Annotated in this window: 17 protein-coding genes and 1 riboswitch; of the genes, 11 read left to right on the top strand and 6 right to left on the bottom strand. The window is 65.5% G+C overall.

The features are described from left to right. The 5 genes from C4301_RS07380 to mraZ all read right to left on the bottom strand — a co-directional run. The coding region (locus C4301_RS07380; RefSeq protein WP_352414454.1) for a Mur ligase family protein at positions 1-1,075 on the bottom strand (1,075 nt) is incomplete at its 3' end. Further along, positions 1,059-2,423, bottom strand: coding sequence for a peptidoglycan D,D-transpeptidase FtsI family protein (locus C4301_RS07385; protein ID WP_503012407.1), 1,365 nt, complete (start codon positions 2,421-2,423; stop codon positions 1,059-1,061). The genes C4301_RS07380 and C4301_RS07385, both read right to left, overlap by 17 nt. Next, entirely contained in the window at positions 2,420-2,665 is a 246-nt protein-coding gene (locus C4301_RS07390; protein WP_352414455.1) for a hypothetical protein, read from the bottom strand. The genes C4301_RS07385 and C4301_RS07390 overlap by 4 nt, the downstream gene beginning before the upstream one ends. After that, positions 2,665-3,516 (bottom strand): 16S rRNA (cytosine(1402)-N(4))-methyltransferase RsmH, encoded by an 852-nt coding sequence (gene rsmH / locus C4301_RS07395; protein ID WP_352414456.1) that lies wholly within the window; start codon positions 3,514-3,516, stop codon positions 2,665-2,667. Before rsmH ends, C4301_RS07390 begins: the two co-directional genes overlap by 1 nt. Before the next feature lie 12 nt (positions 3,517-3,528). Next, positions 3,529-3,963: a division/cell wall cluster transcriptional repressor MraZ gene (gene mraZ / locus C4301_RS07400; protein WP_352414457.1), complete on the bottom strand. Its 435-nt coding sequence runs from the start codon at positions 3,961-3,963 to the stop codon at positions 3,529-3,531. 212 nt (positions 3,964-4,175) lie between these two features. After that, a riboswitch (cobalamin riboswitch) is annotated at positions 4,176-4,333 on the top strand. Between the two features lie 143 nt (positions 4,334-4,476). On the opposite strand from mraZ, the gene C4301_RS07405 reads away from it, so the two are divergent. The 11 genes from C4301_RS07405 (at position 4,477) to C4301_RS07455 (ending at position 12,710) form a co-directional block, all read left to right on the top strand. Then, on the top strand, positions 4,477-5,328 hold the full coding sequence (locus tag C4301_RS07405) for an ABC transporter substrate-binding protein (protein ID WP_352414458.1): 852 nt from the start codon (positions 4,477-4,479) through the stop codon (positions 5,326-5,328). Then, entirely contained in the window at positions 5,325-6,356 is a 1,032-nt protein-coding gene (locus tag C4301_RS07410; RefSeq protein ID WP_352414470.1) for a FecCD family ABC transporter permease, read from the top strand. The genes C4301_RS07405 and C4301_RS07410 overlap by 4 nt, the downstream gene beginning before the upstream one ends. Beyond that, positions 6,343-7,089: an ABC transporter ATP-binding protein gene (locus tag C4301_RS07415; RefSeq protein ID WP_352414459.1), complete on the top strand. Its 747-nt coding sequence runs from the start codon at positions 6,343-6,345 to the stop codon at positions 7,087-7,089. The genes C4301_RS07410 and C4301_RS07415 overlap by 14 nt, the downstream gene beginning before the upstream one ends. Then, complete coding sequence (locus tag C4301_RS07420; protein ID WP_352414460.1) at positions 7,089-7,385, top strand: hypothetical protein; 297 nt, start codon at positions 7,089-7,091, stop codon at positions 7,383-7,385. The genes C4301_RS07415 and C4301_RS07420 overlap by 1 nt, the downstream gene beginning before the upstream one ends. 62 nt (positions 7,386-7,447) lie before the next feature. Then, on the top strand, positions 7,448-8,026 hold the full coding sequence (locus C4301_RS07425; protein WP_352414461.1) for a TetR/AcrR family transcriptional regulator: 579 nt from the start codon (positions 7,448-7,450) through the stop codon (positions 8,024-8,026). Then, positions 8,013-9,146, top strand: coding sequence for an acyl-CoA dehydrogenase family protein (locus C4301_RS07430; protein WP_352414462.1), 1,134 nt, complete (start codon positions 8,013-8,015; stop codon positions 9,144-9,146). Before C4301_RS07425 ends, C4301_RS07430 begins: the two co-directional genes overlap by 14 nt. Positions 9,147-9,158: 12 nt before the next feature. Then, positions 9,159-9,899, top strand: a complete 741-nt coding sequence (locus tag C4301_RS07435) for an SDR family oxidoreductase (RefSeq protein ID WP_352414463.1) — start codon at positions 9,159-9,161, stop codon at positions 9,897-9,899. An 11-nt stretch (positions 9,900-9,910) separates the two neighbouring features. Next, positions 9,911-11,059: a serine hydrolase domain-containing protein gene (locus C4301_RS07440; protein ID WP_352414464.1), complete on the top strand. Its 1,149-nt coding sequence runs from the start codon at positions 9,911-9,913 to the stop codon at positions 11,057-11,059. A 16-nt stretch (positions 11,060-11,075) separates the two neighbouring features. Continuing rightward, positions 11,076-11,522 carry a MaoC family dehydratase gene (locus C4301_RS07445; RefSeq protein WP_352414465.1) on the top strand — a complete coding sequence of 149 codons (447 nt, stop codon included), beginning with the start codon at positions 11,076-11,078 and terminating at the stop codon, positions 11,520-11,522. After that, positions 11,519-11,911 carry a PaaI family thioesterase gene (locus C4301_RS07450; RefSeq protein WP_352414466.1) on the top strand — a complete coding sequence of 131 codons (393 nt, stop codon included), beginning with the start codon at positions 11,519-11,521 and terminating at the stop codon, positions 11,909-11,911. Before C4301_RS07445 ends, C4301_RS07450 begins: the two co-directional genes overlap by 4 nt. Before the next feature lie 40 nt (positions 11,912-11,951). Further along, complete coding sequence (locus tag C4301_RS07455; RefSeq protein WP_352414467.1) at positions 11,952-12,710, top strand: SDR family oxidoreductase; 759 nt, start codon at positions 11,952-11,954, stop codon at positions 12,708-12,710. Here the strand turns inward: C4301_RS07455 and C4301_RS07460 are convergent. Then, positions 12,659-12,853: FeoA family protein (locus tag C4301_RS07460; protein WP_352414468.1), on the bottom strand; the 195-nt coding region annotated here is incomplete at its 5' end. The genes C4301_RS07455 and C4301_RS07460 overlap by 52 nt on opposite strands.

The raw sequence follows: 12,853 nt of genomic DNA on the forward strand, positions 1-12,853 counted from the left end.
CGGCCGCTGGGCCCAGCTCCCGCATCTCCCCTAAAACCGCCCACTTCCGCCCGGGTTGCCTTGAAAGCCACAAAAGACCGGCCCGCATGGAAAGCGGGTTGGCGTTGTAGGCATCGTTGACAAAGACCACGCCGTCCTTCTCGATCCGCTCCATCCGCCCAGGGGGAAGGCTCAGATGGGAAAGCCGCTCCGCTACTTCCTGCGGAGGAAAGCCCAAGACCTCAGCCGCGGCCAGGGCGGCGAGCCCCGCCAGGGCCGGCCCCAGGCCGGGGTAGGGGATCTCCACCCTTAGCCCTCGGTAGCGGAAGCGGCTTTTGGTGGGGAAAAGTTCCAGCTCCCGGCCCAAAAAGCTGGCCTCCTGGAACCCGTAGGTGGTAAGCCCCTTGGGGGCACCAAGAAGCCGGGCCGCCCCTTCGTAGACAAGGCTCGAAGGGGCCTTTAGAAGCACCGTTTCCTCCCGGATGACGGTTTTGAGGTCCTTGAAGGCCTCGAGGTGTTCCTCCCCTAAGGCGGTCAAAACGGAGAGGTGGGGCCTGGTCATCTCCATGAGCTCGGCCATCTCCCCGATCCGGTCAATCCCCAGCTCCACCACCGCCCCCTTGGCCTTCGGGTCCAGGCGGAGGAAGAAGCGGGCCAAAGGGGGAGCGGTGTTCTGGTTGCCCGGAGGAGCGGCCAGGCCCAGCCCTTGGGCGATGGCCTCCTTGGTGGTGGTTTTGCCCGAGCTGCCCCCCACGGCCACCACCGGCCCCGAAAAGAGGGCCCGGAGCCTCGATCCAAGCCGGATAAGGGCCTCCTCGGGCCGGTCCACCTCCACCGTAGCCCTGCCCGGCTGGTCGCTGAGGATGAGGTGGGCCCCCCGGGCCAGGGCCTCCTCCACGAAGAGGCGGCCGTGGGTCCTCTTCCCCGGCAGGGCCACGAAAAGGGTCCCGGCCCCCGCCTCCCTCGAGTCCCAGACCAGGTCAAAGACCGGCCTGCCCCCAGGGTGGAGCCGACCGCCCGTGGCCTCGGCCACCCATTTTGGCGTTATTTCCCTAACATACACACCCTGCACAACCCACTCACCGCCCTTCAGCATACACGGGCCGCACCCCCTTGTAGGCCAGGAAGCTCGAGGCGAAGCCCCGGAACACGGGGGCGGCCACCTGGGCCCCGTGGATCTGGCCTTTGGGGTGGTAAAGGGAGACCACCACCGTGGCTAAAGGCTTGTCCGCGGGGACGAAGCCCGCGTACCAGGCGGTGTAGACCTCCCGGGAGTACTGGCCCCGGATCACCACCTGGGCGGTTCCCGTCTTCCCCCCCAGGGCGTAGCCGGGAAGCGTGGCCTTGGGCACGCTGATCTCCACCAGGGCCTGCCGAAGCCTTCTGGCCACTTCAAGGGAGAAGACCTCTTCGGCCTCATCCTCTCCCGGGAAGAGGCGTGGCCTGTGGTAGCGCCCATCCACTAAAGCGTTGAAGGCGGCCGCCAGGTGGAGCGGGGTAATGAGGAAGCCCTGCCCGAAGGTGTGGTTGGCATAGGCGGCCCGGCTCCAGGTGCTGGGGGGCTCGTAGATGGGCCGGGCTACCCGGACTCTTTCCAGGAGCTCGGAATCGGTTAGATGAAGCCTTTGCATGTAGGAGAAGAATTTTTCCTTGGGTAGACGTTCAGCTAGGGTGCTGATCCCTACGTTGGAGGAGTACTTCAGGACCTCCTTCAGGGTGAGGCGGGGCGGATGGGGGACGACATCGTTTATGGTCCACCCGTCCACCCGCCGGCTCATGGGGGCCTCCACCGGGGTGGCGAGGGTGGCGAGGCCTTCCTGCAGGAGCATAGCCGCGGTGAGCGCCTTCATGGTGGAGCCGGGTTCAAGGGGGACCAAAAGGGCGTGGTTCCGCCAGGAGATGTCCCGGCTTGGGTCCTTGCGGGGAGCAGTGGGGTCAAAGGCTGGGCCGTTGGCCAAGGCCAGGACGCGTCCGTCTGGGGCCAGGACCACCAGGCTTCCAAACTCGGCTCCACTCCTCTCTATCCCCTCCCATAGGGCCCTTTCCGCCATGGCCTGCACCCAGGGGTCCAGGGTCAGGGTGACGGAACGCCCCTGGCTTAAGGAGGCGTCCAGGTCCTTTTCCAACCCCTCGAGGCCCCTCGAGCCCCCCCGCTCTCCAAAGCCCAGAAGCTGGCTCATGCTCTCCCCCAGGGGATAGAACCGCTCCCCTTCTAAGGTAAGGGCCAGGGGGGTGCCGTCTTCCGCGTAGAGGTTGCCCCTTAAGGGGGTGGAGGGCGGGGAGAGGAAGACGGGTTTTGGCCCCGCCCGGACCAGGGTGTAGACCCCATAGGCTAGGAGGAGGAGGTAGGCCAGTCCGGCCAGGACCAGGATCGGTAGGCGGTTTACCCCTAAGGCCTCTCCCTGTTCACCCCTCCGAACCGAAGCAACGGCCTTCTCCTTCACCGCCCCCACCTCCCCTCGCTCATGGGCACAAGCCCCCTCTTTTCCGCCCAGCGGAGGACCTCCAGAGGCCGGGCGGAGAGGAGGGCGGTTTTCAGAAGCCGCACCTCCTCCGCCCTCAGCTTTTTCAACTCCTCCTCCATGGTCCGTATGGAACGGGCCTCCATCTGGTTGCGGTGGCCAAGCCCCGCAAGCAGCAAAAGGGCCAAAACGTAAAGGAGTCCCCAGCGCACCAGCGGCCGCATCAGGCCACCCCCTTTTCCGCCGCGCGGAGCTTGGCGCTTCGCGCCCTGGGGTTGGCCCGCACCTCCATCGCCGAGGGGACTACGGGCTTCTTGGTCAGGATGCGGAGGCTGCTTTCCTTCAGGAAGCGCTTGACGATCCGGTCCTCGAGGGAGTGGAAGCTGATGACCACCAGCCTTCCCCCCGGGGCGAGACGGCTTTGCGCGGCCTGGAGCAGGGCCCCCAGGGCACCGAGCTCGTCGTTGACGTAGATCCTGAGGGCCTGGAAGGTCTTGCGCGCCGGGTGGCCGGCCTTGCGGAATCCCACGGCCTTTCGCACAATTTCCGCGAGTTCCTTGGTGGTCCGGATGGGCCTTTGCCGTCTGGCTTCCACGATCGCTTTGGCGATGGCGAAGGCCCTGGGCTCCTCCCCATACTCCTTGAGGATGCGGTAAAGCTCCTCCTGGCTTAGGGTGTTGACCACCTCCTCCGCGGTGGGCCCCTCCTCGCCCATCCGCATGTCCAAAGGCCCCTCCTGGGCATAACTGAAGCCCCGTCGGGGGTCTTCCAGGTGGAAGCTGGAAAGGCCGAGGTCGGCCAGGATGCCCTCCACCTGCCCTACGCCGAGCTCGTCCAGCACCCTTCCTAGGTTGCGGAAGTTGCTCTTGACCACGGTGAGGCCTGGAAGCCTCATCTCCAAAGCCCGCTTGACCGCCTCCGGATCCTGGTCTAGGCCGATGACCCGGCCTCCCCGGGCCAGGATGCCCTGGGTGTGGCCCGCTCCCCCCAAGGTGGCGTCCACGTAGAGGCCTCCGGGCCTTATGGCCAAATACTCCAACGCTTCTTCAAAAAGTACGGGAATATGCGTGATCATGGTCCATTCCAATCAGCCCACCAGTCCTTTCAAGGCTTCTGGGGCTGGCGGATTCTCCATAATCTTTTGAATCGTCTGCCACCATCTCTCCAGACTCCAGATCTCCAGCCTTCCCGGGGCCCCCGCCACCACCACCTCTCCTCCTTCCTGCAGGCCGGCGAACTGCCGCAAGGGTGGGGGGATGAGGATGCGGGAGGCGTTGTCCATCCGGGTCTTGTGGGCGCCGGAGTAGAAGAAGCGGACGAAGGCCCGCGCCTTTTCATCGATGAGGGGGAGGTGGATGAGCTGCTCTTCGATCTTCTTCCAGGCGGCCGTGGGGAAGGCGTAGAGGCACCCCTCCATCCCCCGGGTGAGGACGAGGCCGTCCTCTAAAAACTCCCGGAAGGGCTGGGGGATGACCACCCGGCCCTTGTCGTCCAGGCTGTACTGGAACTCCCCGAAAGGCATCTCCCACCTTCTCCCACTGGCTCGAGGACGGCTTGCAGGGGGCCTTCCCTTGCCCAGGAAGGTTTCCTGGCAGGGAGTATACCACGAATTCCCCACAAATTTCCACCCCCTCCCACTTCCACCCCACTTTTCACCCACCTCCCTGGGGCTTGCCCGAAAAGGAGGGGTGGGTGTAGCCTTAAGGCCGAGGCCCGCTAGGGCTCCTAAAACCCGGGTCCTTGGAAAGCCCTGGTGCCTGGGCGCGTAGTCCAGGCTTAAAGTGGGGAAGTCCGGTGAGAGTCCGGCGCTGTCCCGCAACGGTAACCGGCCCAACGTCGCGGCGTTCGTCTTGGCCGGAAGCCCGAATGCCTGCCAGGGCCGCCCCTGTTCCCCAAGGGGGCACCTCTCGAGGAAGGGGGAGGCGTGGGGGTCTGAGCTGTCCTTTAACCCCCGCCGCTCCGGCGGGGGTTTTTCTACCTCCCGGTGCCTTTCCCTTGGGGAGTTTGGGCCCGGCGGGCCGGAAGGGAGGTAGGTGTGAAAAGGATTCTCACGGCCCTTTCGGTGGTTTTGACCTTTGCTTTGGCCTTTCCCCTGACGCTTAAGGACGACCTGGGGCGGAACGTTGCCCTAAAGGCCCCGCCCAAGCGGGTGGTGAGCATGCTTCCCTCGGCCACAGAGACGATCTGTGCCCTCGGGGCCTGTGGCCTCCTCGTGGCCACGGACGATTACTCCGACTTTCCCGAGGAGGTGAAACGGCTCCCCAAGGCGGGGGGGCTTTACAACCCCAACCCCGAGCTCATCGTCTCCTTGAAGCCTGATTTGGTCATCGTCTCCAAGTATGGGAGGCTGTACGAGACCCTGGAGCGGGCAGGCCTTACGGTGTATGTCGTGAAAACGGAGACCTACGAGGACATCTTCCGCACCGTCCGGGCCCTGGCCAGGCTTTTGGGCCGGGAGGCGGAAGGGGAGAGGCTGGTGGCCCGGATCCAGAAGGAGGTTTATCTGGAGGAGTCCCGGGCGGCCAAGGCCAAGACCCGGCCCCGGGTCTACTACGAGATCGACCCCACCCCCTATACCGTGGGCCCGGAGTCCTTCATCGGGGTCCTCATCCAGAAGGCTCGAGGGGTGAACATCATTCCCAAGGAGCTTGGCCTCTTCCCCAAGATCAGCCCGGAGTTCGTCTTGGAGAGGAATCCTGAGGTCATCGTGGCCACCTATCCCGACGCGGAGCGGGTTTTGAAGAGCCGGCCGGGGTTTGACCTGATCAAGGCGGTGCGGGAAGGCCGGATCTGCGTCTATACGGGCGGCCAGGACAGCCTCCTCTCTAGGCCCGGCCCCCGGGTGGCCCAGGGTCTGCGCCTTTTGGTGGATTGCTTCCACAGATGACGGGAAGCCGCTCCCACCCTCGTTTTCTCCGCCAGGGCCTGGCCCTTTTCGGACTCCTCCTCTTCCTACTCTTTGCCCTCATCCTGGGCGTGGGGGTGGGGGCGGTTCAGGTTCCGCCTGGCGAGGTGCTCCGGGCCCTTTTAGGGCTTTCGGAGAACCCTGTCCTCACCGAGCTCCGCCTTCCCCGGGTCCTGGGGGGGGCTTTGGTGGGGGGAAGCCTAGCCCTGGCGGGGGCGGCCTTTCAGGGGCTTTTCCGAAACCCCCTGGCTGACCCCTACCTCATGGGCTCCGCCTCGGGGGCGGCTTTAGGGGTCACCCTATACGCCCTTTTCGCGGGGGCCTTATCCCCCGCCTTCGCCCAGCATGCGGTCTTTTCCAGCCTTCCCCTCTCCGCCACCTTGGCGGGGTTTCTGGGGGCGCTTTTCGCGGTGGGCCTTACCCTGGTTCTGGCCGGGGGTGCGGCCAGAACGCACGATCTGGTCCTGGCGGGTGTGGTGGTGGGGAGCGTCTTCACGGGCCTCACCACCTACCTGATGATGCAGGACGCGGACCGGGTGCGGGCCGTCTTTGCTTACACCCTGGGGAACCTGGCCTTTGTGGGCTGGCCGGGGGTCAAGGCGCTCGCGCTTTTTGGCCTACTTTCCAGCCCTCTCTCCCTCTTTGGCCGGGTGCTGAACGCTTTGGCCCTGGGGGAAGAGGTGGCGAAGAGCCTGGGGCTGCCCCTCGAGGCCCTAAAGCTCCTCCTCATCGCCTTGGCAGCCCTTCTCACCGCGGCCAGCGTGGCCCAGGCGGGGATTATCGGCTTCGTGGGGCTCATCACCCCTCACCTCCTGCGCCGGCTTCTCGGGGAGGACTACCGGGTCCTCCTGCCCGCCTCCTTCTTGGGGGGGGCGGCCTTCTTGGTCCTCGCCGACCTTCTCGCCCGTACCCTTACCCGGCCTGCGGAGCTGCCTGTGGGGGTGGTGACGACTCTGCTGGGGGGGCCTTTCTTCCTCTACCTCATGTGGAGGGGGCGTGGACGGGCTTGAGGCCCAGGAGGTGTACGGGCGGCACGCCCTTAGGGGCGTAAGCCTGTTTCTTCGGCCCGGGGAGTTCGTGGCCCTTTTAGGGCCGAACGGGTCGGGGAAGACCACCCTCCTGCGCATCCTTTTGGGCCTTGAGGCCCCCAGGAGGGGCCGGGTTTACCTGGACGGCCTTCTCCTTCGCCGCTACCGAAGCTACGAGCGGGGGCGGAGGCTGGCCTATCTGCCCCAGGCGGGGCCCGTGCCTGAGGGGCTTTGGGTGGAGGAGGTGGTTCGGCTGGGCCGCCTGCCCTACCAGGGGCTTCTGGGCCGGGAGAGCCGGGAGGACAAGGAGGCGGTGGAGTGGGCCATGGAGGTGACCCGGACCGCCTCGTTTTGCGACCGGCCCCTAGGGGCTCTTTCCGGGGGGGAGAGGCAGCGGGTCCTTCTGGCACGGGCTCTGGCCGCCCGGCCCAGCTACCTCCTCTTGGACGAGCCTCTGAACCATCTGGACCTCGAGCACCAGGCGGGCCTCCTTGAGCTGCTTCTGGGCCTGGCTCGAGGGGGGATGGGGGTTTTGGCCGTTTTCCATGACCCCAACCAGGCCGCCCGGGCCGATCGGGTGATCTTTCTAAAGGAGGGGAGGGTCCTGGCCGAGGGGAGGCCGGAGGCCCTTTTCACCGAGCCCTTTTTGCGCGGGGTCTATGGACCCTTGGTCCAGGTGGCCTGGGTGGGGGGGCGGCCCGTGGTCTACTACTGATGGAGCCTAGGCTTCTGGTCAAGGAAAAGGCGCTTCTTCTGGACTTGGGTAGGCCATGCCGGCTTTACACCCACGAGGGGCCCGTTCTGGCCCGCTACCTCTTGGTGGGGCGGATGAGCCCCCTAGGGCTTGGGCGGCTTGGCCTTCCCCCCCGGGAGGTCTACCACCTCCCCCTGGCTTTGGACCCTCTGGACTTTGCTTATGAGGACGGGATCCTGCGCCTTCTGGGCTTTGCCTTCTATCCGGCCCCGCCCCCCTTTGTGGAAACCCCCTACTACGCCTGGCTCGAGGAGTAAGCCCTTGACACCCTGGGTCCAACCGGACTATGGTATCCTTACCGACCGGTCGGTGAGGTTGTATGACGGAAGCCTCCACCAAAACCCGCATCCTCCAAGAAGCGGCCCGCATCTTTGCCGAGAAAGGATACGAGGGGGCTTCCATGCAGGATCTGGCCCAGGCGCTTGGCCTTTCCAAGGCGGCGCTTTACCACCACTTCCGGAGCAAGGAGGAGATCCTTTACCAGATCAGCCTCCTCGCCCTTTCCGAGCTTTTGGCGCGGGGGGAAAGGGCGCTTCGCGAGGAGGACCCTAGGCGGGCCCTTCTTTTATTCATGGAGGGCCATGCCCGTTACATCGAGGAGAACCACCCCTTTTTCGTGGTCATGCTCCAGGGCCTGGCCAGCCTCTCCTTGCCCCATCGGGAGGAGACGGTCCGCCTGCGGGACCGTCACGAGGCGAACCTAAGGCGCATCCTGCAAAAGGGGGTGGACCAGGGGGTTTTTCGCCCGGTGGACGTGGCTTTGGCGGGGCGGGCGGTGCTTTCCTTGCTCAACTGGATGATCCGCTGGTTCAAGCCTGGGGGGCCGATGAAGGCGGAAGAGGTGGCGCGAAAGTACTGGGATCTGGTTCTGAGGGGGCTTCAGGATGGAAACCTTTAAGGAGCTAAAGGCACTGGCGCGAAGCTTTATAGAGAAAGAAGTTAGGGAAAGGCTTCCCGAGTACGAAGCGAAGGAGGAGTTCCCCTGGCCTCTGGTGCGGAGGATGGCCGAGCTGGGCTTCCTGGGGGTGGTGGTTCCGGAGGCCTACGGAGGGGTGGGGCTTGGGTACGGGCCCTACCTGGCCCTTTTGGAGGAGATGGGGGCCTATGCCTCCTTGCGCTCCGTGCTCTCGGTCCAGCAGAGCCTGGTGGCCACCCCCATCCTCACCTACGGGACGGAGGCGCAGAAAAGGGCCTACCTTCCCCGGCTGGCCCGGGGAGAGATCCTAGGGGCTTATGCCCTTACCGAGCCGGGGTCAGGCTCGGATGCGGCCAGTCTCAGGACCCGGGCTCAGCGGGTGGAGGGGGGGTATCTGATCTCTGGCCAGAAGACCTTCATCTCCCACGGCAATGTGGCGGAGCTCTTCCTCGTCTTCGCCAAGACAGAGCCTGAAAAGGGGGCGCAGGGCATCACCGCGTTTTTGGTGGAGCGGAAGGATGGGGTGCGTTCCACGCCCTTAAAGGGCAAACTGGGTCTGAGGGCGGCGGACACCGGGGCGGTTTACCTAGACGGGGTCTTCGTCCCAAAGGAGCGGGTTTTGGGCCAGGAGGGGGAGGGGTTCAAGATCGCCCTTTCCACACTGGACGTGGGTCGGCTTTCCCTGGCGGCGGGGAGCGTGGGGATCATCAAGCGGGCTTTGGAGCTTTCCTTGGCCTACGCTAAGGAACGTCACCAGTTTGGCCGAGCAATCGCGGGCTTCCAGCTGGTTCAGGAGATGCTGGCGGAGATGAGGGTGGACCTCGAGGCCGCTCGGCTTCTGGTGGAAAGCGCCCTCAGGAAGAAGGAAGCCGGGGAGCGGTTCACCCTCGAGGCCTCCATGGCCAAGCTTTTCGCCAGCGAGGCGGCCAACCGCGCCGCGTATAAGGCTATCCAGATTCACGGGGGCTACGGCTTTTTTGAGGAGTACGAAGCGGCGAGGCTTTACCGGGATGCCCGGATCGCCACCTTGTACGAAGGGACGAGCGAGGTGCAGAAGCTGGTCATCGGAGCCCATCTCACGGGGATAAGGGCGTTTGGCTGAGGGGAGGAGGGGATGGGAAGGCTGGACGGGAAGGTGGTGCTCATCACCGGTGCGGCGCATGGGATCGGCCGGGCCACGCTGGAGCTCTTTGCCCGGGAGGGGGCGAGGCTTATCGCCTGCGATTTGGAGGAGGCGCCCCTTTTTGAGGCGGCTACGGCCATGGGGGCCCTGGGGGTGGTCATGGATGTGGCGGACCCCCGTTCGGTGGAGGTGGGGTTCAGCCGGGCTCTGGAGGCGTTTGGCCGGCTGGATGGGGTGGTGCATTACGCGGGGATCACCCGGGACGGTTTTCACTGGAAGATGACGCTGGAGGACTGGGAACGGGTCATCCGGGTCAACCTGACGGGGAGTTTCCTGGTGGCCAAGGCGGCTTCCGAGGCCATGCGGGAGAAGAACCCTGGGAGCATTGTGCTCACCTCCAGCCGGGTGTACCTGGGGAATCTGGGCCAGGCCAACTACTCGGCCTCGAAGGCGGGGGTGGTGGGGCTTACCCGGACCCTGGCCCTGGAGCTTGGGCGGTGGGGCATCCGGGTGAACGCCCTGGCCCCTGGGTTCATCGAGACCCGGATGACGGCCCAGGTGCCGGAGAAGGTGCGGGAAAAGGCCATCGCGGCCACGCCCTTAGGGCGGGTGGGGAAGCCTTTGGAGGTGGCCTATGCCGCGCTTTTTCTGGTCTCGGACGAGTCCAGCTTCATCACCGGCCAGGTGCTTTTTGTGGATGGCGGCCGGACGGTCGGGGCGGCCCCGGCCTAAAGGGGTGGTCTATGGGGCTACTGGAATGGCTGAACGAGGAGGTGGAGCGGGGAAGTTTTCCCGGTGCGGTGGCCGGGGTGATGAAGGACGGGGAGGTGGTCTTCCGGAAAGCGGTGGGGGCGATGGGCCCAAAGGGGCCTCCCATGCGGGAGGATGCCCTTTTCCGCGTCTACTCCATGACCAAGCCCTGGACGAGCCTCCTGGCCCTTTCCTTCGTGGAGGAGGGCAGGCTTTCCCTCTTGGACCCGGTGGAGCTTTACTTCCCCCAGTTTCGTCCCATGGTGGCCGTGGAGGAAGGGGAAGGCTTCCGCCTCGAGCCCCCAAGGAGGCCGGTTTTGGTCTACGACCTCCTCCGCCACACCTCCGGCCTCACCTACGGCGTTTTTTTCCAGTCCCCGGTCAAAAGGCTCTACCTCGAGGCCGGGGTGGACCTGATGAATCAAACCCGGGAGGAGTTCCTGGAGGCCCTTTTCCGCCTCCCCTTGCGCTTCCAGCCGGGAAGTACCTTTGAGTATGGGCTTTCCACCGATCTTTTGGGCCACCTGCTGGAGGAGCTTGCGGGGGAAGACCTGGACCGGCTTATGCGGAAGCGGCTTTTCGAGCCTTTGGGGATGAAGGACTCGGGCTTTGCTGCGGACGAGGCCCGGCTGGCCCAGCCCTTTCCCCAGGACCCCGAGACCCAGGCGCCCATCCGCCTGATCCCTCCTAAGCCCAAGGAGGGCCGGTGCGTGGGCGGGGCTGGGGGGTTTTCCACCCTGGACGACTACCTGCGCTTCGCCGAGGCCCTCCGGACCCGTCTTGGGCCGGTCTCCCGCGCGCTTCTGGACTTTATGCAGGAGGATCACCTGGGCCCCCTTTACCCTGGGGTTCTGGCCCGGGGGGAGGAGTACACCCCGGGCCCGGGGTACACCTTTGGCCTAGGGGTGGCGGTGCGGAAGGAGGCCAGCCTAAGCCCGGGAAACCCAGGGGAGGTGAACTGGGCTGGCCTAGCGGGAACCTACTTTTTCGTGGATCCCAAGGCGGGTCTTTCCGCCGTCCTTCTCGTCCAGGCTCCAAGCCTTCTTTCCGTGATGCGGCCCGATGGGGCCTTCTTCTCCCGGCTTGGCCAGAAGATGTGGCTTCGGTTTAGGACCCTGGTCTATGCCGCATACGGGGCTTGAATAGAGGAGGAGGCCTATGCCCATGTACTTCGAGGACTTCGAGGTGGGTCAGCGGTTCACGACCCCGGCCCGGACGGTGACGGAGGCGGACGTGGTGAACTTTGCCGGGGTCTCGGGGGATTACAACCCCATCCACACCGATCTCGAGTTCGCCAAGACCACCCCCTTTGGCCAGCGCATCGCCCATGGCCTGTTGGTCCTCTCCATGCTTACGGGTCTTCGGCAGCGCGCGGGACAGTTTGAGGGCACGATCATCGCCTGGCTGGAGATCCGAAAGTATGCCTTCTTGAAGCCGGTGTTCATCGGGGACACGGTCCGGGGGGAGAGCGAGGTCCTGGAGAAGCGGGAGACCAGCAAGCCCGACCGAGGGATCCTGGTCCAGAGGGTGCGGGTGTATAACCAGCGGGGTGAACTGGTCCAGGAGGGGGAGTTTGTAACCATGGTCCGGAGGAGGCCGGTTTGAGCCCGTTCGCTCGCTGGTTCCAGGCCCGGGTCCTGCGGAAGGAAGGGGGGGAGGCCGAGCTTCTCCTGCCCGTGCGGGAGGAGTTCATCCAGGGCCAGGGCCTGGTCCACGGGGGAATCCTGGCGGCGCTTCTGGACAGCGCCTTGGGCCAGGCGGTGGAAAGCCTCCTTCCAAGCGGGGCCCGGGTGGTCACGGTGGAGCTTTCCTTAAGCTATTTGGCCCCGGTGCGCCAGGGGGTTCTTCGCGCCAGGGGCTGGGTTCTCGCCCCGGGCAGGCGGGTTTTCCACGCCGCCGGGGAGGTCTTGGACGAGGGGGGTAACCCGGTGGCCTTTGCCAAGGCCACTTTTTATCGGAAGGAGGGAGGGTACCCCGGAGAGGGCCGGTCCTAGGCCGGTTCCTCCGCGCAGGCCCTTTTCTGGGAGGTGGGGGATGTTTCTCGAGCAGTTTCGCTTGGATGGGAAGGTGGCCTTGGTGACCGGGGGGTCCAGGGGGCTTGGCCTGGAGGCCGCCCTGGCTTTGAAGGAGGCGGGGGCTAAGGTGTCGGTGATGGCCCGGCGGGCCGCCTTTTTCGCAGAGGCCAAAGCGCTCCTTGGGGATGCCCTTTACCTGGAAGGGGACGTGCGCAGCGAGGAGCGCCTTCAGGCCATTGTAGATGAGGTGGAAAGGGCCCTTGGTCCGCTTACCGTCTTGGTCAACGCCGCAGGGGTGACCTGGGGAGCCCCGTCTTGGGAGATGCCCGCGGAAAAGGTGCGGGAGGTTTTGGAGGTGAACGTCCTGGGGGCCTTTCTGGCCAGTAGGGCTGCGGCGCAGAGGATGCGGGAAAGGGGATACGGCAAGATCATCCACATCGCCTCCGTGGCCGGGCTCAAGGGGGAGCCCCCGGAGATTCTGGACGCCGTGGGGTACTCCGCCTCCAAGGGGGGGGTGGTGGCCCTGACCCGGGATCTGGCGGTCAAGTGGGGGCGGTGGGGGATCAGGGTGAATGCCCTCGCCCCCGGGTTTTTCCCCACCCGGATGACGGAGGGGCTTTTGCCCCAGATAGAGGCCCGGCTTCAGCAAACCCTCCCCCTGGGCCGGCCGGGCAGGCCCGGGGAGCTTGGGGGTGCGGTGCTCTTTTTGGCGAGCCCGGCCTCGGACTATGTCACCGGGGTGGTGCTTCCCGTGGATGGGGGGGCTACGGCGCTTTGAACCCTTAGGGCCCGGGCCAGGGAAAGAGGTAAGAGGTAGGTCTTCCGCCCCACCTTAAGACGGATCCCCTCCGGGCTTCTTTCCAGGATCTCGACCTCCCGGCCCGGCCGGAGACCGAGCTGGGCCAGGAGGTTCAGGGTATC

Source organism: Thermus sp. (genome assembly GCF_040290245.1).
GTDB lineage: Bacteria > Deinococcota > Deinococci > Deinococcales > Thermaceae > Thermus_A.

Excerpts from the sequence above, each read along its gene's own strand:
- mraZ (WP_352414457.1), bottom strand. The coding sequence starts at position 3,963 with ATGCCTTTCGGGGAGTTCCAGTACAGCCTGGACGACAAGGGCCGGGTG.
- rsmH (WP_352414456.1), bottom strand. The coding sequence starts at position 3,516 with ATGATCACGCATATTCCCGTACTTTTTGAAGAAGCGTTGGAGTATTTG.
- C4301_RS07440 (WP_352414464.1), top strand. The coding sequence starts at position 9,911 with ATGGGGCTACTGGAATGGCTGAACGAGGAGGTGGAGCGGGGAAGTTTT.
- C4301_RS07410 (WP_352414470.1), top strand. The coding sequence starts at position 5,325 with ATGACGGGAAGCCGCTCCCACCCTCGTTTTCTCCGCCAGGGCCTGGCC.
- C4301_RS07455 (WP_352414467.1), top strand. The coding sequence starts at position 11,952 with ATGTTTCTCGAGCAGTTTCGCTTGGATGGGAAGGTGGCCTTGGTGACC.
- C4301_RS07425 (WP_352414461.1), top strand. The coding sequence starts at position 7,448 with ATGACGGAAGCCTCCACCAAAACCCGCATCCTCCAAGAAGCGGCCCGC.
- C4301_RS07445 (WP_352414465.1), top strand. The coding sequence starts at position 11,076 with ATGCCCATGTACTTCGAGGACTTCGAGGTGGGTCAGCGGTTCACGACC.
- C4301_RS07430 (WP_352414462.1), top strand. The coding sequence starts at position 8,013 with ATGGAAACCTTTAAGGAGCTAAAGGCACTGGCGCGAAGCTTTATAGAG.
- C4301_RS07390 (WP_352414455.1), bottom strand. The coding sequence starts at position 2,665 with ATGCGGCCGCTGGTGCGCTGGGGACTCCTTTACGTTTTGGCCCTTTTG.
- C4301_RS07420 (WP_352414460.1), top strand. The coding sequence starts at position 7,089 with ATGGAGCCTAGGCTTCTGGTCAAGGAAAAGGCGCTTCTTCTGGACTTG.
- C4301_RS07435 (WP_352414463.1), top strand. The coding sequence starts at position 9,159 with ATGGGAAGGCTGGACGGGAAGGTGGTGCTCATCACCGGTGCGGCGCAT.